This is a genomic window from Paenibacillus sp. YIM B09110 (genome assembly GCF_037167145.1).
Classification (GTDB): domain Bacteria; phylum Bacillota; class Bacilli; order Paenibacillales; family Paenibacillaceae; genus Pristimantibacillus.
Map to the genome: position 1 here is coordinate 115,956 of NZ_JBANSP010000005.1, position 22,023 is coordinate 137,978.

The 22,023-nt window shown below is 46.3% G+C and carries 14 protein-coding genes; 3 read left to right on the top strand and 11 right to left on the bottom strand.

The features are described 5' to 3' along the window. Nucleotides 1-52 precede the first annotated feature (52 nt). From V8F51_RS09355 to V8F51_RS09365, 3 genes are all read right to left on the bottom strand, one after another. Entirely contained in the window at nucleotides 53-1,741 is a 1,689-nt protein-coding gene (locus V8F51_RS09355) for an extracellular solute-binding protein (RefSeq protein ID WP_337099927.1), read from the bottom strand. A 114-nt stretch (nucleotides 1,742-1,855) separates the two neighbouring features. After that, the gene (locus V8F51_RS09360) at nucleotides 1,856-3,478 is read right to left on the bottom strand and encodes a response regulator transcription factor (RefSeq protein WP_337099928.1); all 1,623 of its coding nucleotides are present in this window, start codon (nucleotides 3,476-3,478) and stop codon (nucleotides 1,856-1,858) included. After that, nucleotides 3,471-5,231: a sensor histidine kinase gene (locus V8F51_RS09365; protein ID WP_337099929.1), complete on the bottom strand. Its 1,761-nt coding sequence runs from the start codon at nucleotides 5,229-5,231 to the stop codon at nucleotides 3,471-3,473. Before V8F51_RS09365 ends, V8F51_RS09360 begins: the two co-directional genes overlap by 8 nt. A 158-nt stretch (nucleotides 5,232-5,389) precedes the next feature. On the opposite strand from V8F51_RS09365, the gene V8F51_RS09370 reads away from it, so the two are divergent. Beyond that, on the top strand, nucleotides 5,390-6,259 hold the full coding sequence (locus V8F51_RS09370; protein WP_337099930.1) for an AraC family transcriptional regulator: 870 nt from the start codon (nucleotides 5,390-5,392) through the stop codon (nucleotides 6,257-6,259). A 93-nt stretch (nucleotides 6,260-6,352) separates the two neighbouring features. Here the strand turns inward: V8F51_RS09370 and V8F51_RS09375 are convergent, their stop codons facing one another. Then, nucleotides 6,353-6,724 (bottom strand): nuclear transport factor 2 family protein, encoded by a 372-nt coding sequence (locus tag V8F51_RS09375; RefSeq protein WP_337099931.1) that lies wholly within the window; start codon nucleotides 6,722-6,724, stop codon nucleotides 6,353-6,355. Nucleotides 6,725-6,871: 147 nt separating this feature from the next. On the opposite strand from V8F51_RS09375, the gene V8F51_RS09380 reads away from it, so the two are divergent. Both V8F51_RS09380 and V8F51_RS09385 read left to right on the top strand, forming a co-directional pair. Further along, nucleotides 6,872-7,189, top strand: a complete 318-nt coding sequence (locus V8F51_RS09380; protein WP_337099932.1) for an ArsR/SmtB family transcription factor — start codon at nucleotides 6,872-6,874, stop codon at nucleotides 7,187-7,189. Nucleotides 7,190-7,413: 224 nt separating this feature from the next. Beyond that, on the top strand, nucleotides 7,414-9,438 hold the full coding sequence (locus tag V8F51_RS09385; RefSeq protein WP_337099934.1) for a kelch repeat-containing protein: 2,025 nt from the start codon (nucleotides 7,414-7,416) through the stop codon (nucleotides 9,436-9,438). A gap of 473 nt (nucleotides 9,439-9,911) precedes the next feature. Here the strand turns inward: V8F51_RS09385 and V8F51_RS09390 are convergent, their stop codons facing one another. The 7 genes from V8F51_RS09390 to V8F51_RS09420 all read right to left on the bottom strand — a co-directional run bounded on the left by V8F51_RS09390 (nucleotide 9,912) and on the right by V8F51_RS09420 (nucleotide 21,937). Continuing rightward, on the bottom strand, nucleotides 9,912-12,431 hold the full coding sequence (locus V8F51_RS09390) for a glycoside hydrolase family 3 N-terminal domain-containing protein (protein ID WP_337099935.1): 2,520 nt from the start codon (nucleotides 12,429-12,431) through the stop codon (nucleotides 9,912-9,914). 41 nt (nucleotides 12,432-12,472) lie between these two features. Continuing rightward, nucleotides 12,473-14,242, bottom strand: a complete 1,770-nt coding sequence (locus V8F51_RS09395; RefSeq protein WP_337099936.1) for a family 43 glycosylhydrolase — start codon at nucleotides 14,240-14,242, stop codon at nucleotides 12,473-12,475. Between the two features lie 34 nt (nucleotides 14,243-14,276). Continuing rightward, nucleotides 14,277-16,553: a beta-glucosidase family protein gene (locus V8F51_RS09400; protein ID WP_337099937.1), complete on the bottom strand. Its 2,277-nt coding sequence runs from the start codon at nucleotides 16,551-16,553 to the stop codon at nucleotides 14,277-14,279. A 33-nt stretch (nucleotides 16,554-16,586) separates the two neighbouring features. After that, entirely contained in the window at nucleotides 16,587-17,474 is an 888-nt protein-coding gene (locus V8F51_RS09405; RefSeq protein WP_337099938.1) for a carbohydrate ABC transporter permease, read from the bottom strand. Between the two features lie 17 nt (nucleotides 17,475-17,491). Continuing rightward, a complete protein-coding gene (locus tag V8F51_RS09410) occupies nucleotides 17,492-18,454 on the bottom strand; it encodes an ABC transporter permease (RefSeq protein WP_337099940.1) in 963 nt (320 codons plus the stop codon). Nucleotides 18,455-18,674: 220 nt separating this feature from the next. Further along, a complete protein-coding gene (locus V8F51_RS09415) occupies nucleotides 18,675-20,213 on the bottom strand; it encodes an ABC transporter substrate-binding protein (protein ID WP_337099941.1) in 1,539 nt (512 codons plus the stop codon). 116 nt (nucleotides 20,214-20,329) lie between these two features. Then, the gene (locus V8F51_RS09420; RefSeq protein ID WP_337099942.1) at nucleotides 20,330-21,937 is read right to left on the bottom strand and encodes a response regulator transcription factor; all 1,608 of its coding nucleotides are present in this window, start codon (nucleotides 21,935-21,937) and stop codon (nucleotides 20,330-20,332) included. Nucleotides 21,938-22,023 lie beyond the last annotated feature (86 nt).

Below are 22,023 nucleotides of genomic sequence, written 5' to 3' on the forward strand. Positions count from 1 at the left end.
CCATAGTACCCGGCTAACTACCGCTGCTTAGACCTTGATCGCTATTGATTCGTTACTTTACGCCGTCGTACCACTCGTTGACTTCCTTCGTAATTTGCTCGCCGCCAAGCTTCTTCCAGCTTTGCACGAAAGCTTCGAATTCGTCGGCCGGCGAGTTGCCCATAATGATTTTGTAGAACGTCTCCTCGCGAAGCTTGTTCAGCGTTGACATCGTCGTAATCATCGTCTTCGTTGGCGAGCCTACAAACTTATCTTGAACATACTGCTTGTTGTCCATCAACTGCTTGATGCCCGCTTCCGTGCTGTTTTCTCCGAACACTTTGTTCCAGCCCCACATGGACGCGTCGCCTTTCAGGAATTTGTCCACGTTGTCGAACATCGCCCTTTGTTCGCCGATCAGTTTACTCGTATCGCCGCTTGCAACAGCATCCTTGATCGCCAGGTACGTATTGACGTTTTTCGATACATCGCGAATCTCGACAGGCGAGAGCCTCCAATTTTCTTTGCCGTTCTCGCTGACACCGTACTGGTTATAATCCTCGGTATACATTTTGTAATAGAGGTTAAGCAGCTTGATTAGCGCTTCCGGGTGCTCGAAGCCTTTCCGTACCGTGATGAAGCTGCCGTAGCCGAGCGTGAAGGTGCTCGTAACCGGCTTCTCGTCGATAGATGGAATCAAGACCGGTGTCCAATCCGCATCCGGATTCGATTTCAGCGCCTCGCCAAGCGGATGAAGGGACAGATAGAACGGGCCGTATGTCATTCCGATCTGCTGATTCGCTACACCTTCAGCGATTTTGTCGCCGCCCTTAAGACCGAATTCCTTATCGATCTCTCCGGCTTTGTACATGTCGGCCAGCTCGGCCAAAGCAGCTCTCGCTTCGGGCTGAATGCCTCCAAACTCCAGCTTGCCGTCCTTCTCCACCCATATTTTCGTATTGGCATGGAAGCCGTTCATTACGCCTTCGATCGTGTTGTAGTCATTGCTAAGAGAAAGCCCGAATGTATCATTTTTGCCGTTCCCATCCGGGTCCTGCGTAGCGAACGCCTTGCTGATCGCCTTGACATCCGCCCAAGACTTCGGCAGCTCCAGGTTCAGCTTCTTCAGCCAGTCGGTCCGTAACCATAGGAATCCGGTTTCCGGAGCAAGGTCATTCGTGCTCGGGAAGCCTAGAACTTTGCCGTCGAAGGTGGCCGCCTGTTTCGCCGATTCTCCGATCTGCGACACAAGTCCCTTCACTTCAGGCGACATATATTGCTCCATGTAAGGGCCTATATCTGCCAAAATATCGGCGCGTGCCGCTTGGCTGAGCTGCACGGGATCAAGCACGAGTATATCGGGAATGTCTCCCGATGCGAGCGCGAGGTTCATTTTCTGCGCAGACTGCTCTCCCGTCTTGGAAATCCACTTGTATTTCACTTTGATGTTGAGCTTCTCTTCAATAATTTTTGTCCATTGGTTGTCTTCGTAAGAAAGGCCGTCTACGAGCAAATTCTTTTGCATCGTATCGTCGATATAACCTGCGAACGTAACCTCAACCGGCTCCTCGTACCTTCCGAAAGGATCACCCGCCTCTACTTCTCCGCTTGGTGCATTTGCCCCATTTGCCCCGCTGCCGCTTTGCTCGCCAGACTCCGTGTTCTTGCCGTCATTGTCTGCTTTATTCGAGCACGCAGCCAACAAAGAAACGAGCAGAACAACAACAAGCAGCAATATGCCGGACTTCTTTCTCATCTTCATTATTCCGACCTCCCCATCGTTTTGCTTTCTTGAATGATGTTGCTCCTTTATTATCCCGCTTGGGAATACGCTTTCATATCGTCCGATCTTGACCTTGGCCTCTGTTTTCTTCTCCTATATTGACTTGCTTTGGTGTGCGTCCCTATACGCCTGCGGCGTACTGCCCACCAGCTTCTTAAATACCCGATTGAAATAGGAAACGGATACGAAACCTACGGACATCGCTGCATGTTGGACCTTCATGTCGGGATTTAGCAGCAGCTCGATCGCTCTCTCGATCCGCATCCGGTTGATGTAATCCGATAAGTTCTCCTCCGTTACTCGTTTGAACAGCCTGGATAAATATGAAGGATTGAAGTGAACGAGCTCCGCCAGCTTGACCAGCGATAAATCCTGCGCCAGATGTGCCTTCATATAGGTCTGCAGAAATCGAATCGGCCGCTCCAATTGATCCGCCTCCTCATCCTTCCGGAGGCGTACGACGCTTTCACCCAGCCTACGGAATAAGCCGAGCATGTCCTCGTACGAACGATAGCCGTCCAATCGGAGCAACGCACGCAGATCGATGATCGTAGACAGCTTTTCCGTTAAGCCCCAACGTTGAAACGATTGAAGCAAATAAACGATCAGCGTATAGTAATTTTCCGCATACGCTTGCGTTGCTCTTCCGCCAAAGCTTTCCTCATTGCCGATCCATTCTTCTACGAATGCAACAAAGCCTTTATCATTGCCGCTCATTAAATAACCTTCCACAAGCTTGAGCCTTTCCACGGAAAGTCCCTTCGAGACGTCCGCTTGTTCCAACGGTTCGGACAAAATCACTTCCTTTTCCTGTCCGATTCGGTAATCAAGAAGCCCGTTCATATAGGGAAAGGCACGTCCCAGCCCCTTCCAGCTCACCTCATTTGCCGAATGGACGAACGAGACGGACAGCTCGAACGACTCCGAACAGATACGCTGCGCGACAGCCAAAGCTTCCCTGACATACAAGGCGGCATCGCTAACGGGCGTAAGTTCGATAGGCTGGACAATTACGTACCAAAACGTATGTTTTAACGAGATCGCAACGAAACGAAATCGTTCCTCCAAACATCGCTCGAGAGCTTGCTTAAGCGCATACAGCTGTCTCGTCTGCTCATCCATGGTGATTGGATTATCGCTAGGGTCAAGACGTGCGATTAACGGAATAACGTGACGATCGCTGCTAAGCGAAATGTTCAGACGTTCCAATTGTCCATTCGTCAGTTCCTCTGCCGTCGCGGGATCATAGAGAACGTCCAGGATGAACTCCTTCTGCAAGAGGGGCAGCTCATTCCTCATTTGGTTCTCGATGAGCTCCGTCCATTGTTCCGCCTTCAGCTTGTCCTTGATCTCCGCAACCATTTTTCTGACCGTATCTAATACGACGTCGTCACCTTCGCTCTTGAGCAAGTAACGGACGCCTTCATGCCGGATCGAACGATATACGTATTCAAAATCACTGTATCCCGTGAACATGACGACTCTGCATGCCGGCCAGCGTTGCTGTATTTCCTCCATAAGCTGAATACCGTTCAAGCCCGGCATTTGAATATCTGACAGCACGATGTCGATTCGCGTACGGTTCAGCCAATCCAGCGCTTCGTTGCCCGAATAAGCCGTTATAATATCAAGCTCCATATCGGTAACCTGCTGGAATAAATGGTACAGTCCCTCGACAATGACAGGCTCGTCGTCGACGATGAGCAGCCTATACATCGTTATTCGCCTCCTTCGATAACGCAATCGTGATTTTCAGACCGCCCGAACTGCCGCGGGTCGCCCGCATGCCGCTCGTCTTGCCGAATTTAATCTGGATTCTTCGGTGAATATTCACCAGACCTGTTACTTCCGCATCTGCCGAACCACTGGTATTGAACAGAGTCTGCAGCCGCTGCAGCTCCTCGCTTGTCAAAGCGTCTCCATTATCCTCAATCGAGATCGTGAACTGTTCATCTTCCATCTCAAAGGAAACCGATAATCGGCCATCCGCCGCCTTGTCCCTCAGCCCATGCTCGAACGTATTTTCCAGCACCGGCTGCAAAATAAGGCGAGGCACCATAATATGCCCACAGTCTGGGGGCAATTCCGCGAATTGCACGACGAGCCGATTCTGGAATCGGACGGATTGAATATCGACGTACATGCGTGCGAATTCCACTTCCCTGGCGAGCGGTACATCATCGCTTGTGTTGCGCGTGACGTACTGATAGTACTGCGCGAGCTTAAGCGACAGATCAGCCAAATTCTCATGATCCTCCAGCTTCGCCATTCGGTATATAATCTGAAAGTTGTTATAGAGAAAATGGGGATGAATCTGAGACTGAAGCTGCTTCATCTGCGCCCGCTGCGTTAAGATCCGCTGCTCGTACACTTGTTCAATCAACACCTTAAGCTCATGGACCATCCGATTGAAGGAGCGATATATAAATCCGAATTCATTATTGCTGGAATCCGTTATAGTCATGTTCAGATTGCCGCTCTCTACCCGCTTGAACGCCGAAGACAGCTTGCGCAGCGGATTGTAGACTACTTTATACATCGAGATAATGAACATTGAAATAGCTAGAAACGATATAACGGAAAACGCCCAAAACCAGGCCGTGTATTTCTCCAACGATTCCAGATATTGACCTTTGCGAACGAACTTAACGAACGTCATGTTCAGCTCTTCAGACTTGACGACCAACATCGAATAATCGATTTGGTTAATCGTAATCGGTTCGACCCAACCTTGCTTCTCCCCATTTCCTTTACGTTTATTTGCCTCGTCGAGCATCTCCGCCAGATTCGGCTCATCGATATTGCTCTTGCCGATAACGCGGCTGGCGCTTGAATCCGACAACATGAGAACGTTAACCTCTTCCCCTCCGAAGTGCTCGAGGTCGGCTTGAAACACGGCCTTGTCCAGCATGATTTCGATTTTGAACAAGGGCAGGTTCGTGTCTGAGAAGTCCGTTACGATATTATAGAAGTCTACGTACAACTCTCCCTGGCGGTAGGCGACCAGAGACTTAGAGCTCGGATCCAAATTCCTTATATCGAGCCCTGACACATCCTCAAGGGGACTAATTCCCCCGGAGGTCGAAATCACTTTACCCGCCCGCGTCAAAAAAATACTGACATCCTTGGCGTAAGCGCTGCTGTTCTTGATCATATTGATCCGTTGCCCTAACCCCCTAAGCGCGTAGAATTGCTCGAGCCAAGGCATATAATCGACGATGGTAGACAATCGATCCAAGTCCCTATCATTCAGAAATTCGTATTGAATCGCCTGCATGCGCAGCACCTCTTGCTCCAGCCGATCCATGTACTGCGTCATCTGCGAATAAGAGGACGTGTTGATTTTCTCGATAACTTCCTCCGTCCCCCATTTGTATAGGACGACAGATAGCACATAGGTAGGCAACACCGTCAAGCAAAAGAGCATGAACAATTTTGTTAATATCGATCTTCGCCATATGCCATTCATCTTTTCTCTCGGTGACTCCTCTCACGATCAATGATCTGTATAGATTTTTTCATTGCTCTTCCTTTATAATAATAACGATTGAAATCGACAAAATATGTGCTAATCAGGACAAAATATATCTGTGAATGCGTCATTTTAATAATAGAGGTGAATTTCCAATGAATCGGAATAGTGCACTTTTCAAGAGTGAGTTTTTCTTGCAAAACAACTTGCATCTATACATTAACCGCTATGCAGAAGACTTTACCGTTCCCTTTCACTCTCATGAATTTATCGAGTATTGTTATGTCGCTGAAGGAAAGGGATTTCACCATATTGAACATGAGACTTTTCCCGTGCATAAAGGCATGTTGTATGCCATACCCATCGGCGTTTCTCATGTGTTCCGTCCATCCACTCCTCAGTACAGCGAAGAACCGCTAATCGTCTATAATTGCTTATTTGATAAGCAAATGATTGAATTATTATCTTCGAAAATCGAGGATGCTTCGATTATTGAGCATCTAGCGACGCTGGAAAATAAAACGCATTCCTATTTCACCGTATTCGATAGAGACGGCTCGATTGAGCGACTGATGAGTACGCTCTACCGCGAAATGTCCGTTCCAAGTATCGGTACCAAAACGATGCTCCACGCACTATTAAGCCAATTGATTACTCTTGTATACAGGCTTAAGGTCGCAACTAACGAAAAGTCGACAACGGATAATGCCGACTTCACCGGAATAATAAACTTTATTGAACAACATTTATCTGAATCCATCACCTTGACGGACCTCTCCCATTATTCAAAATGGAGCAATAGGCACCTACAGCGTCTGTTTCTCAAACATTTCGGTCAACCATTTAGATCGTATTTGCAAAATACCCGCATCCAAAAAAGCTGTGAGCTATTACGTGAATCCTCGCACAAAATCAGTGTGATATCGCAGCTCGTCGGCTATCATGATAACGGTTCATTCCACGCAGTCTTCAAAAAAATAGTCGGGAAGTCGCCTACTGAATATCGCAAGCTCTATAAGGAGTAAGAACGCAAAAAAGGACTCCGCGGTTTTTTCCACGGAGTCCTTAAAGAATAAATGTAGATTGCCATCATTTGTGCGTTTGGTTTAGGTAAAAGCTCATTTATATTTGCTAAATGCATTCTTGTCCTCTTGGACATTCTCCAAATACACGATCTTTCCTTCTTCATTTAACCTAGCTATATCGATACCTTTTTTCGCATATACCGTACCGTCTACCGCTTGGCCGCAAACTGCCCAGTTTGTCCGATAGCTACCGTCCGACTGCAGTTCCCATTTGTCCCACATATGTTTGACATCGCTATTATACTCATAAAAGGCTTTCATAAATCCTTCGATGCCTCTTTTAGTTATCCCGTTGAGAATTATTTCCGCATCTGGTGTAAACATAGAAAGTAAATCGTCCATTGCTCGTTTCTCTGTACGTGAAGCGTCAAATAATCGGAAATAGTTATTTAAAGTGGTGGTCATAAAAATCCTCCTAAAGAGCTGTGATTACATTTCGAATTTCATCGAACTGATAACGAACATGTTAACACACTCCCTTCTCACTTTCAATATTCAGTTCGAAAAAAATCGAACATTGATTCCATAAGTCCCTTGTGGTAACGTTAAATTATGAAAATGCCAAAAATCCCTGATGTTTCGGAAATAAATCTGACGACTGTTTTTAATGCGCTTGGAGACCCTATTAGAATGAAGATCGCTTGTTGTTTGGCCGCCACAGGCGAGAAGAACTGTTCTGCTTTTGAGGTAGGACATATCCCAAAATCAACGCTATCTCACCATATAAAAATCTTACGAGAGGCTGGAGTAATTCAACCCCGAATTGAAGGGAAGCAACATATTTATTTTTTGAGAAAAGAAGATTTGCATGCCCGATTCCCCAAACTATTGGATCTGATTTTAAACGAGGCAGAAGTATGGCACGACTAAGCTTACGGCAAATGCAAAAATCTTAAATCGCTAATTACGTTGCTCATGCCCTCGCGAAGCTCGTTTACGCGGATTACGCCTTCTATTCCCCTAGCTGCATCCTATTGGTTGAAAAACGATATGCCTTACTCGCCGGTATGGAAATATAGACAGGTTGTTGCTTGTCTGTTAGTATTTCTAATGGGAAAATAGTCCAAATAGACTAGAGGGCGAGATGATGATAGATGAAAAAGATTATGATTACTCTGTTGGCCTTACTTATGATCCTCTCCGTTCAGTTATTTGTACCAGACCAAACAAGTGCGCAAGCTGAACTTAAGGTCAAAAGTATTTTTAGCGGTTATGCTCCGAGAATGATTACGACAGAGGGAAAGGTATGGGAGTATGGCGCTGTTAAATCGCACCAGATGATAGGGCTTGATAATATTATATCGTTGTCCTTTGGTAACTCTATTTACGGTACTTACGCTCTTAAAGCAGACGGCACAGTTTGGAAATTCGATTCTTACTACTCCAAAGCTATGCAGATTCCCAAGCTCAATAAAATAACAGCCATCGCACAGAATTACGATAGAGTTTATGCGATAGATAAAGACGGCGTGCTCCGATATGAAAGCAACGAGGTTTTTCAAACTAAGGTTAAAGAAATATCTTCCAGTGACGAAAAACTGCTTGTTGTTTTCAAGGATGGCACCGTAGGGAAGCAAGATTTTAGCAATGGATATAAATGGAGTAAATTAACTGGGCTGAAAAATATTGTTTCCGTATATGCAGGTTTTTTATCGGATTTTGCTCTGGATAGTAACGGTCAAGTGTGGGCATGGGGGGATAACGGTAGTGGCGACTTGGGCGACGGGACGACCATCGATCGCAGCACTCCCGTAAAGGTAAAGGGCTTGCCTAAGATCAAAGCGATTGGAAACAAGCGCGCTTTAGCCGTGGACGGAACGGTATGGACATGGGGAGATAATACTTGGGGGCAGCTAGGTGATGGTTCGCCCGCAACACCGGATGTATGGGCGAAGACATCGAACTCCTACGACCCTTGGAACATATGGTATTTTCCATACACGCTTGTAAGCTCTACTCCACATCCTACTCCTGTAAAGGTGAAAGGGCTAACGAATATTGTTCAAATATCCAACGATTATGCTCTCGATCAATCAGGCGTATTATGGGGATGGGGAGACAACAGAAGAAGAACGATTATCAATTCGCCTGTGACCGCAATCACGGAGCCGGTTCGCATTCCACTCATGATATCCAGCAAGGTGGAAGGTGCCTGGAGCTTCAAGGATTATAAGCAAACCTCGAAAGAGGCATGGTCGACGGTATTGTCGGACGGGCGTTTGTTTACGACCGGTTATAATGATTCTTTCTTATATGATCCAGCCAAAAAACAATATACACGAAAACCGTTATTAATCGTGCATGATGCTATCAAACTATTTCCTCTCTTAAACGGGGGCATTTTACAAGTAGAGAATGATCCTATTCGTTATGGGGGGACGAACTTTCGAATAATAAATGTCGACACGCAAAAGTCGTACTTGTTACCGAAAGCACCGGAGAATTTAGATAGGAATGTCGGTATCGTACCTCTTTCAAAGGGAAGAATTATGTTCATTGGCGATGAAGCCGATGATAATTCGGGCTATAACCACGCTTATGTCTACGATTTGTATGCGAAGAAATGGACCAAGTTATCGAACATGAACGAGCATCGCCTATCACCGGTAGGTGTGGAATTGCCCGATGGCCGTGTATTCGTAGCTGGGGGTCGTACATTAGCTGGAACCGATTTGGAAGTCTATGATTTCAAGACGCAAAAATGGGAACCGTTTGCTGCTGAGCTCCCTGAAGTAAACGATGTTAATAATGGTACTATTGAAGTGCTAACAGTCAGTTCGACCAAAGTAGTCATACACGCTAATTCGAGATTATACGTTTACGATTTGGAGCTGCGGCAAGTCAAGGAGTATGCGACGCCGGGCTCGGACGGGATCTTCCTCATGACTCGATTACTCGATGGTCGATTCATGATGCTTGGCAAGCAGGAGACGTATGCCTTTGATGCCAACACTGGCGCATTCACGGCGCTTAGCCATCCCAACATAGGCTTTTATATAAACGTAACAGAGGATAAAATACAAACACGACCGAACGGGGAAGTATTATTCATAGTGACAGGCAACTATAACTGGCAGACAGAAAAACCATGGACTCGTGTCTATACATACCGGCCATAGACGATGAAAAAAAGCCCTATGAACTGAACTGTTTAATGACAAAGCGGCAGACCAGAATTTGGTCTGCCGCTTTAATGAGTTGAAATTTTAATCCAAAGATATACTGATCCGCAAAAATGTAGCCGTCCTCGAAAGATGCGACAAGAACTTCATCATTTCTTATTTATCATTTTATTTTGCATTAATCTTCGTTGATTTTGGAGCGCAGCCTTCCGCCGTTACCTTAACAGTGATGAGGCCTGCGCCTGTTGCTTTCAATCATCTCGTCATGCGGCAAAGTAACAGGCTTAGGCTGCACCGGCGTACTCGTCATTTCTGATAAAAAGCCGCATTTATTGCCTACCGTCCAATCGTGATTGAATGAAATTCGAATCACTGTATCCTTCACCATCCATCCTGCGTTAATTTTAAAATCTCAATGGCATTACTTTGAGCCCACACCGGCATTCCCATTGAATATTCACCCCATGTGATTATATCAATGTGAATTTTGCCTGCTTAACATTCCTCGAACTTGAACCGACATATACATGAAAATGGCCAGTTTCCGCCTTGTACGTCTGTTCAGCCGTAAAGTATTTTAAATCTTCTTCGCAGATCATAAAAACAACCGTCTTGCTCTCGCCTGGCTGCAACGCGATCTTTTGAAATCCCTTTAGCTCTTTCACCGGCCTTACAACAGATCCAACCAAATCTTGAATGTAAAGTTGTACGATCTCTTCACCCGCGACCGTTCCCGTATTCCGAACATTCACTTGAACCGTAAGCGTGTCTGAAGCTGTCATAACCGTCTTGTTTAGTACGGGTTCTGAATACTCAAACGTTGTATAGCTTAATCCATAGCCAAACGGGTACAATGGTTCGTTTGTTCCATCAAGATACTTGGAAATGTACTTTGAGTCTTTATTCTTCACTGTTACAGGTCTTCCTGTATTAAAATGGTTATAGTAAACCGGAATTTGTCCTTCTCTGGTCGGGAAACTCATAGTCAGCTTGCCCGAAGGATTATACAAACCATATAGCACGTCAGCGATCGCACATCCTGCTTGTGAACCCAGGAACCATGTCTCCACAATGGCGTTCACGTGCTGATCGAACCAATCAAGCACGATTGGCCGTCCATTCGTTAACACAAGTACCGTCGGTTTGCCAAGGTTCACAATCTCTTCAGCCAGCTTTCTTTGAATGTCCGGAAGCGTGATTTCCATCCGGGACGCCGCTTCACCGCTCATGTTACTCGACTCGCCTAGTGCCAATATGACAACATCCGCTTCCTTCGCCATGCGGACGGCTTCTTCAATGCCGCCTTCAATCTGGCTGTCTACCAAACAGCCATCAGTTACAAGTAAGTCCTCTATTCCGACAATGTCTCGCAAGCCCTGCTCCAACGTTATTGTTTCATTGCCATATCGCGAGAACTGCCATGGACCGAGTAGGTCTTTGCTTTTCGCGAACGGACCAACAACAGCGACCTTACCGGATGCCGGTGACAGCGGGAGCACGCCGTCATTCTTAAGCAACACGATTGACTTGCGAGCAAGTTCCCTGCTCTCCTGCAAATGATCGGGAGAGAAATGATACTCCTTCTCTTTCTCAGGTCGGATGTAGCGGAACGGGTCGTCCATGATTCCGATCTTATATTTGTAAGTCAAGATTCGGCGTACTGAATCATCCAACTGTTCCTCTTTCAAGACACCATCCTTAATTAATTGTGGCAGATGGTCTGCATACGCTCTTGTCACCATCTCGATATCCATCGTTGCTTCGAGTGCCATGCGTGCAGCTTCTTTCCCATCCTCGGCGCAACCATGAATTCGAATCTCGTCTATTGCGCCATAATCAGATATCAGTATGCCATCGAAGCCAAGCTCATCCCGAAGCAAGTCCTTGAGCAGCAACTTACTTCCTGCAACTGGCACCCCTTGATAAATATTGAATGAGTTCATCACAGAACCCGCTCCTGCTTCAATTCCCGCTTGGAACGGTGGCAGGTAGACATTACGAAGTGTTCCTTCTGACATATCGACCGTATTGTAATCGCGGCCGCCTTCCCCGGCTCCATAGCCAATGAAATGCTTCAGACAAGCGATTATCGTCTCTTGACTGAATAAGCTATCGCCCTGGAAACCTTGGACCTGTGCCTCAGCAATCCGCGCGCTAAGATATGGATCTTCACCAGCGCCTTCTACGACACGCCCCCATCTCGGGTCACGGGTAATATCCACCATCGGCCCGTGATTGTACGTAATACCAGACGCGGACGCTTCCTTCGCTGCAACTACGCATGCGCTACGGATACCATCTATATCCCAGCTACACGACCATGCAAGTGGTACAGGAAAGATGGTCTGATGACCATGGATAATGTCAGCATTGAACAGTAGCGGAATGCGGTGTGGCGATTTCTCAACGGCGATACGCTGCAGCTCAAACACGCGTTCGATATCGAATGCGCCAAGTATTGAACCAGCCTTCCCCTCTTCGACGAGCTTCTCCGAAGGTTCAGAAGCAATATCGTCGCCGAAGGAGTAATTTGACGACAAACATTGACTCATCTGACCGATCTTGTCCTCAATGGACATCTTGCGAAGTAACTTCTCTACTTCCTCCGCAATTTCTGCATCCGTTCGTTCAATTACAAGGTTCTTCCGATAGACCTCCAGCTCCTGTATCAACTCTTCAGACAGGGGCGGTCCCTCACCAGGTTGCCCGTCAAACGTTATTGTTCCAGATGGTGGAAGCACTAGAGACCCGCTGAACAGATTGTCCGTAAAGTGTAACTCTAGCGATACGTCTACTTCCTCCATCACATTCGCCTTACCCGTAGCAATAATCCGATTCCCTTCCACGGATACACGGTCAAATGCTATCCCCAAAGGGAAAGGTTCTGTACTAAGCTCAATCGCAATACTGTCATTGTGTTCTTGGATTGTGAATTTTAGTATTAATTTGCCCACTTGTGATGGCACCACTGTATACCATTTACCTAACACTGGTACATTCCTCCTGAATTTCAAATAACCTCTCGGCACTCTCAGACTGCTTTATATACTTCCCCTTCGGTTATTCCTCTTTCATTGAAAGCATCCACTCTCACATAAACGGGCTGTCCTTTGACAAGTGCTTTAATCGTCAATTGATTAACGCCAAACACCATATGACTGTGATACAGCTTATCCGGCGCGAATCCCCAAAGCACGTTGTATCCGACCACTTCGTCTTTCCCCCACGTTACGGAAAGATCGAGCTCGCTTACAAGTTCGGTTTGGACTCCGCTTGTTTGTTCAGGGAGTGTACCTTCTCCGATCCCAAACACACGCAGACCGGAAACACATGCGTGTTGGTCGAAAGGCAGCTCCTTCACCGTGCATCGGATATACCTTGCCTTTATACCGCCTTCTCTTACAATGAGATCATGAGACAAATCTGTTTCGGCATCCGATTTATCCTCGATGACGAAATAGGTTTTGCCGTCTACCGAACCTTCGAGTAGCCATCTCGTGTAATGCCGACGTTCGTCGATATATCTTCTTTCTTGTAATACAGCTCCGGCAGGAAGATCAACCTTTAATTGATCATCAGCGAAATTGATTTGTATGGCGTGCACATCGCATACACGGTTCAGATCAACTTCCAGCCATTCTCCGGATGCGGAAGAAGCTGCTTTCCACCAGGTCCGGACATTCTCATCCGTCGCATTCGAAGGGTCTTTTCCTTCCAGTGAGGAAGATGCCTTAGCAGGCTTGTCGTAGGATAGCAGCATCCATTCCGGATCGTTCCACGGATTTAACTGTGCCTGTTCAATCTTGAGTGGCCAGTCCCCGTAACGTTGATTGCAGAATAACTCGCCGTCTTGATCGAAGCCTGCAGGCCATAGTCCTATTCTTCTTTCGAAAATATAATTGAGACTAATGCGCATCGTAGAGGTATGCCATAGGTTTCCATGTTTATCCTCCAAGGTCGATCCGTGCCCTGCACCCGGAATGAAACCACCCGGCTTATATGAATATGGATTATTGTTAGCCAATGTGAACGGCCCTAACGGATGATCCGCTACGTAAACGCCGTCAGCATATATGTTAAATTCCGTCCCCGGAGCTGAGTATTGCAAATAATATCTCCCATTATGCTTATCCATCCATGCCCCTTCGATGTAAGGATCATTCCCTACGGCCACTCGGATCATATTCTGTTGCTCTTCCGAAATGTCAGGATTCATGCGTGTATACCCTTGCACTATTCTCTCAATTTCTTCTTGCGATATAGGAATGTGGTTTTCGCCTTTTCTTTCATACCCAATCACCGTATTGTTGCCTGATATCAGAGCAATAGACTCTCCTTTGGGTTTCATATCCTTCAGATCAAGTTCGACCCCATAGATCGGCGTCTGGTTGGAGCAGCCCCAGTAGAAGTATAGCCTGCCATCGTCGTCGACGAACAGATTAGGATCCCAGAATGGGAAAGTCCCTTCTATTTCCTCAAATTCACCGCTAATCGGATCTTTCGTTCGATAAAAGGAACAATTCTTGGTTAAATGTGATGCGGAAAAATAAAGATAATCTCCTATGACCCGAACATCCGGAGCATAATCATAAACCGGCAAATGATTCAGCGGATGGAACGTCCAGTCCACTAGATCGTCGCTAGCCAGAAATCCTGCGGTCATTGAAGGAAATAAATAATATTTGCCTTGGAATAGAACTAACGACGGATCAGCTGCTTCTCTGTAAGTAACCATTGTGCCATTCGCTTCAGTCAACTGATACTTATATTCCATATTGATCGGGTTGCATACATAAGTCATGTTCATACTCCTCCAGGAAATAAGATGAAAGCCTTTATTTTACTTCATTCAATGCATCTAATATTTGATCGAGATGCGCTTCCGACATGGCCCCGCCGCTAAAGGAGATGAGCGCGCGCAAAGGCATATATTTCATAATCGCCTCCACCATCTCAGAAGCATCCCCATGATTCGCTGCTTCAGCTTCCCCGGTAGGTTGCTGCTGCTTCATAATTCCTTCTATGATCGGGCGCCTTGCTGGATCGGCCAGAAGATCGCCGATTGTCGTATTGCGCGTTGCTTTTTTGCGGAATACCTTCGTTGATTCCACCTTAATGGAACCCGTCAGCACGATCTCCCGAGACGATTTCCCTATCTGAATTTCAAATTCACCGGTATCGACGCGCCAGTCCTTCAACTCGACATCGTAGTAAGCGAATGATCGTTTATCCAATGTGAAATGGACCGTTTGTTCTTCGCCCGGTTGTAGCTCCACCTTCGCAAATCCTTTCAATTCCTTGTCGGGACGAATAACCTTACTATTTACTTCGCGAATATAGAGCTGAACGATTTCCTTACCGGACATATTCCCCGTATTTGTCACCTTAACCTGAACGTCTACCGTTTGATCTTCCAGTATTTCTTTGTTGGCAACGGATAGGTCGGAATAGGCAAAGCTTGTATAGCTTAAGCCATGACCGAATGGGAACAACGGTTCAGTCTTCTTCTTATCGTAATAGCGATAACCGACGAACAAGCCTTCCCTGTACTCGACCCGATCTTCTTCCCCGAAGTAGAACAGGTAAGACGGGTTGTCCTCAAGCCGCTTCGGAAAAGTCTCGGCCAGCTTGCCGCAAGGATTAGCATCTCCGAACAACAAATCGGCGATAGCCCCGCCGAGCGCTTGTCCGCCTAAGTACCCCTCCAATACAGCCTTCACGTTCCCAATCCAAGGCATCTCCACCGGAGATCCGTTGCTCAATACGACGATTAGGTTCGGCTGTGCTTTGGCAGCCGCTTCGATCATTGCGATCTGATTATTCGGGATACGAAGATGCGTACGGTCATAACCTTCCGATTCATACCGATCCGGCAATCCGACGAATAAGATGGCCGTATCCGCTTCGCTCGCCGTACGAACCGCTTCCTCCACCAGCTTGGCGTCCGTTGCATCGCTGTCTAATTCATAGCCTTTGGCGTATACGACATTCGCAGCAGTCCCCGCTGATTTCTGAATTTCTTCCCGTATATCCTCAAGCTTGGTCGGATTGATTCGGGAGCTTCCGCCACCCTGATATCTAGGAGATTCCGCGAGAGCTCCAATGACGGCGATACGACCTTCCTTGGCTAACGGGAGAATCCCGTCCTCATTTTTCAAGAGCACCATGCTTTCGCGCGCGACTACTCTTGCCAACTGATGATGCTCATCCACGTCATAGCTAGCTCCTTGCTTGTTGTGATCCACCGATTTGAAGATGATGCGAAGCAACCTTTCGACTGCCCCATCGAGCTTCTCCTCCGACAGCTTCCCGTTGCGAACGGCATCCACGATTTTTTGTTCACCGATCCCACTACTGGATGGCATTTCGAGTTCAAGGCCAGCGGCAAGCCCATCTGCCCTCTCGTTCACTGCGCCCCAGTCGGATACGACGAAGCCTTCATGTCCCCATTCATCTTTCAGAATATCGGTCAGCAAGTATTCGTTCTCGGAAACGAATTCCCCGTTCACCTTGTTGTAAGAAGACATCACCGTCCATGGCTGCGACTTCTTAACGGCTCCTTCGAAGCTCGCGAGATAGATTTCCCGAAGCGTCCGCTCGTCGACGACGGAGTCGGACGTCATTCTGCGATGCTCTTGGTTATTAGCGGCGAAATGTTTAAGCGATGTGCCGATGCCCTGGCTTTGCACGCCTTGTATGTGATGAGCAGCCATTTCGGAGGAAAGAAACGGATCCTCCGAGAAATATTCAAAGTTCCGACCGCAGAGCGGGGAACGTTTGATGTTCGCACCTGGTCCAAGTAAAACGGCAACATCCTCGGCCTGGCATTCCTCGCCGAGCGCCTGCCCCATCTTCTCGATCAATTCCCGGTCCCACGAGCTTGCTACTCCTACAGCTGAAGGGAAACAAGTCGCAGGCACGCTGTCGAATATACCGAGATGATCGCCACCCTCTCTCTGCTTGCGCAGACCGTGCGGTCCATCCGTTACCATAATGGACGGAATTCCGAGCCTTTCCACACCTTTGAGTCTCCAGAAATCCAGTCCGGAGCACATACCCGCTTTTTCTTCCAACGACATTTGCGAAATCAATTGTTCCAAATCGCGTTTCATTGATAATCTCCTCCTCTTTGACCTTATTTGTAATTATTCTTTAACAGCTCCTGCCGTCGCCCCTTTGACGAACCATTTCTGGAAGACGGGGAAGAATACAAGCATCGGCAGTATGCCGACAAAGGCAACAGCCATTCGCACGGTAGCTGACGGCAGATCCGCTGTTGTCATGGCAGTACCTACATTGTTTTGCTGGAGGAACCTGATATTCTCGTTAATGTTATTCAATATCGTTTGAATGCTCTGTATGTTGCTGTTGGCAGATAGATAATACATCCCGTTCATCCAATCATTCCAATAGTTGAGTGCGACCGTCATCCCGACTGTGACAAGCATCGGTACAGACAGAGGAATGGATATCCTGTAGAACAGCTGGAATTCCGTTGCTCCGTCGATTCGCGCCGATTCAAGGAGCGCGCTCGGGATCGTATGCTCGAAGTAGTTTTTTAGCATGACGACGAAATAGGCGTTCATTAGCAAATTCGGGAGAAGCAAACCGAAAATAGTGTCTTTGATGTTGAAGATTTGGGTATAGACAATGTAAGTCGAAGTCAATCCTCCGTTGAAGAGCAACGTAAAGGTTAACAGGAGCATGAGTACGCTGCGCCCGGGCAGATCATGCTTACTCAGGGTATACGCGAGCATCGCAGAAATCATCACACCTGCTAGCGTACCGACAACGGTGACGATAATGGATACCAAATATCCATTGCCGATCAACTCCCACTGCTCGGCAATATACCGATAAGCTTCGAGAGAGAGCTTCTCCGGGAAGAAGCTGTATCCATTCTTGAGCGCCGTTGCTTCGTCCGTAAATGACGATACGAGAAGAAGAACAAAGGGGGCTAGAGACAGAATGGATAAAATGATCATGAGAATATGTCCAAACATGGACCATTTTTTATCTTTAGTTTCAATCATTATGGATCGCTCCGTCCTCAGAATAATGAATCTTCTTTGCTGTATTTGCGCATGACCATATTGGTAATGAGGATCAATACAAATCCAACCACCGATTGATAGACCCCTGTTGCCGTAGACATCGTGATATCGCCAAGCTTCATCAACGCACGAAACGAATACGTATCGATTGTCGTCGTTACATCATATAGCGCACCGGAATTCATGGGAACTTGATAAAATAATCCGAAATCGGAATAAAATATTCTGCCGATAGCAAGAATCGTCGTAAGAATGACGACCGGCTTGAGGAGCGGCAGCGTGATGTGGATAATTTGCTGCAGCTTCGTCGCACCATCGATTTTGGCAGCCTCATAATAATCCGAATTAATCGTAAAGATCCTTGCCATGTAGAACAGCAAGCTGTATCCCATACCCTTCCAGATATGAATAAACAATAGAATGAACGGCCAATATTTAGGTTCAGAGTACCAAGAGACAGGATCGATACCAAGCGGTTCCAAGATGGAATTATTGATAAATCCGTTCTCGTTGCTTAGAAATGCGAAGCCGAGGTAACCGACAACAACCATCGAGATAAAATAAGGAATTAACACAGCAGATTGATAAGCCTTGGCAAGCTTTTGGCTAATAATCTCGTTGAAGAGAATCGCGACAACGATTGAAAAAACGGTGCCCGCCACGATAAACAAGAGATTATACAGAATCGTATTTCGTGTCATCATCCAAGCATTGTCGGTCGTGAACAGGAACTTAAAGTTCTCGAACCATACGAACTTTCCATCAAAGATACTCCCCGAGAAATCAAGCTCTCTGAAAGCGATCTGCATGCCATACAGGGGCATGTAATTGTTAATGAACAGGTAAATTAACGCCGGCAAAGCCATGAGATACAATGGAATATAGGACTTCCAATTTTTCTTTTTTTTACGCGTTTTTTTAGGTACGCTTTGCAACTCCAAATCTACAGTTGCTTTCACTTATTTCCGCCTCCTATTTCGTTCTTTCTTGATGTAATTGACTCCTACACGTATCTTACACGTGGATTGGCACTTGCCGTTATACATAGTACGACGCAAAAGATCTCCTTTTCCGACTTACTGAATCTCTCCCTTAGCGAAAACGAAAAGGAGCTATCCCATCTGGAACAACTCCTTCTTCACCACCACGTTGATTAAGCACACTTCTAGCAATCAGATTTTATTTTTTCTCTTCGGCGAGCCAAGCATCAAGCTGACGCTGTTTCTCATCAATTACCTTCTGCAATCCGGCAGCATAGAGTTCATCATTAAATTTCTTCAGCAACTCATCCGGATCTACGCCGCCATTACCAATGATCTTCGCATATTGCTCGTTTACCGCATCCAACGCCGAGATCTCCGTTTTTACGGATGACGGATCGAACAAGAATCCATATGCCGGTGACAACGTTGTATCTTCGTTCCATTTTTTCAAACCTTCTTTATACGCTTCCGGACTAAGTCCGGTAGGTTCAACATAAAGTTGTCTAAGTGGTAACTTGTTATAATCACCAAACATCAGCCAGTTGTTTTGGTTGTAATTTGTATTTTTGGAAGTATCGATGATACCATCAGCCTTAACCTCGTAATGCTCCCCTTCAATACCTAAGCTAAGCAATTTAGTTAACTCCGCGCTGGAATTTAGGAGATTAAGGAATTGGATCGCTTTATCGGGACGTTCACTGGATGATGCTACCGCCCACAAGAACAACTGGGAATCGGTAGTCTTGCGAACCGCTGGGTGCATAGCTACAGTTCTCGTCTCGATCGGTACGGATAGACCTCCAGCGAATCCCACGGAATAAACAGCATTTGCAAATACCTTCCCATTGTGCAATAACGTGCTGCCATCATCTTGCGAGGTGCTTACGTCTTTGGAAATGTACCCTTTTTGATACCATTCCCGGACTTTTTTGATCGTGTTAATCATTTGCTCGGATTCGTACTGGTTAATAAGTTTTGTTCCTGTTCCATCCATTAGGACGCCGTAATTGCTCCCAAGCATATCGGAATAAACCAAACTCCCCGCAATATTGGCCGAACTCGTTTCCGGCGCTAGCATGGTCATATTGGGTTCACCCTCTTGTACTTTGGCAAAGACAGCATCCATATCGTCGAGCGATTTAATCGATGCGATATCTATATTGTACTTATCCAATATACTTTTGTTCATATTAAATCCTATCGTAAGTTGTTGATCCATTCTTTGCGGAATTGTATATTGTTCCCCCTTGAATTTGCCTGCAGGGAGCAGGTCGCCGACTGTTTCCTGTATAGCCGGCCCCCACTGGGCCAACTCTTCGCTAATCGGGCGAATCATTTTATTGTTGGCGAAGGTAGGAAGATAACTGCTTCCAGGCATGAGAAGCATCAGATCCGTTTTCTCTCGGCTTGAGGCTTTGAGCGCATAGACATTCGCCATATTGAATAAGCTGACTCCCTCAAGATCAACCTTTGCATTGATTTCCTTAAGGGTAATCTCATTCAGCTTCTCTTCGATCTTAGGCAGATCCGCTTGCTCCTGTCCCAATACGGCGTAATTGACTTTGATCGTATAAGGCTCCTCGTTGAAGTCGATTTGTCCGCTTTCCTCGGAAACGCTTGCATTATTTGGTGCCGTTGAGTTTTCCGTGCTGTTGCCGTTGTTGTTACTGCATCCAATGATGCCGACTGCCAACAGCGATGATGCTAACACCACGGGTAAAAGTTTCTTTTTCAATTCAGATCCCCCTCAAATTAAGTAGCGTTTTTGTCTTTCTAATGAGCATTATAGGAGCAAGGGAACCTACCGCGTTATACATGATCCGACTAAAAGGATTCCGAATTCCGACTACTTCACCGATCGTATTGCTTCTGTTGCTGCTTTTTGAACTCCTGCGGCGACATCCCTGTTTCTTTAGTGAAAATTCGGTTAAAACTTGAGTAATTGTAGTAGCCGACCAGCATGGCGACTTCCCCGATGCTTTTATCGGTTTGCATCAGAAGATCTTTCGCCGCTTCCATTTTTTTGTTGATCATATATTTGCTAATCGATACGCCAACCTGTTTTTTGAAAATTCGTGTTAGATAATCTGGATTAAGATACACATTGTTTGCAATTTGTTCCATCGAAAGCTCATCGGACAGATGCATGCGAATGAATTGCTTCGTCCTCTCCACCGGATTATCGCGGTTCGCATTCACCTGATCGAAATTTTGCATCATATCCATCGCATGATTGACCCATTGCAACAGCCCGTCCAATGACTCCGAAGCTTTCTCCAACAACCGATTCGACTGCTCATGGGCAAATAGTTCATTGACGAAAATGTTTCGATCGGCGGTAAATCCGAAGATAAGATAATAAAAATCACTCGTAAATCTTCGTAAAAAAACACGGTTGATGTTGAACTTCTGTCCCTGCGGGGTCAATTGATCTTCTATTTTCTCCCTTACCTCAGCATATCTTCCTTGTTTTAACCATTCTCTCCATTGACCGATACGATTGTCGGAATACGCATAACCTTCCTTGTTGTTCTGGTCTTGATGAAGAAAATAAACGTTAGGCTCGTGAATGACATTATTAAAGTCCATCTCCTGCAACGATTCAATAACCGAAGGCATTTCGTAGATGGCGTCATTGACGCCAATATAGCAGCAGACGATCTCTTTGATATATATCTTTGCCGCATCGATCACCTGTCGGCAGCATTTCTCGATCTGACGATTAAGATCATATCCTTCTGAATGCCCATCCATTTGCAGCATGACCAAGATCGATGTATCCGAGAATGAGATGACTTCACTTTCGGTTTCCGGGATCACGAACAGCTCTTCTGTTATGTTTCGGAGTCCATATTGCAGCAGCTTCTGATCCTCCTTACTGACATTCTCTGTCCATTTCTTTGTTACGATCAAGATGGGAACGTATAAACCCTCGAGATTTACATCCAGTCGTTTCTGGCGGAAGTAGTTCGTCAGACTATCCTTGTTAGGCGATATTTCGCCAAGGAAAAAATCTTTCCAAAACTGCTTAACAACGGTGTTTTTGTTTTGGATCCAGGAGCTGCTGTTATCTTTTAACATTCTCTCCGTTCGAATTTTCTCCATCGTTTCTTTCAGCACTAGCTCCACTTTCGAGAAGTCCAATGGCTTCAGAATGTAATCGACGCTGCCCAATCGCATGGCCTCCTGCAACAAGTGAAACTCCGCATGACAAGTCATGAAGACGCATTTCACATTCGGATAGTGCTTGTTGGTCCATTGTAACAATTCGAGGCCGGAACCCATCGGCATTTCGATATCGCTGAGCAGAATGTCGATTGGACTCCCGTCGAATTGTCGAATTGCTTCCTGTACATTCGCAGCTGTATAAACGTGTTCAATCCCTAACCGATCCCATCCAATCCCGTTCGATACTGCTTGGATCGAGCTAATTTCGTCGTCGACGATAAGTACATTCATGTTGCTTTCCCTCCTGTTACGTCTTTGACAACATTCGATTTCCAAGTATAATGGGGCTAACCCTGCCCCGGTAGAGTACAAAGGAT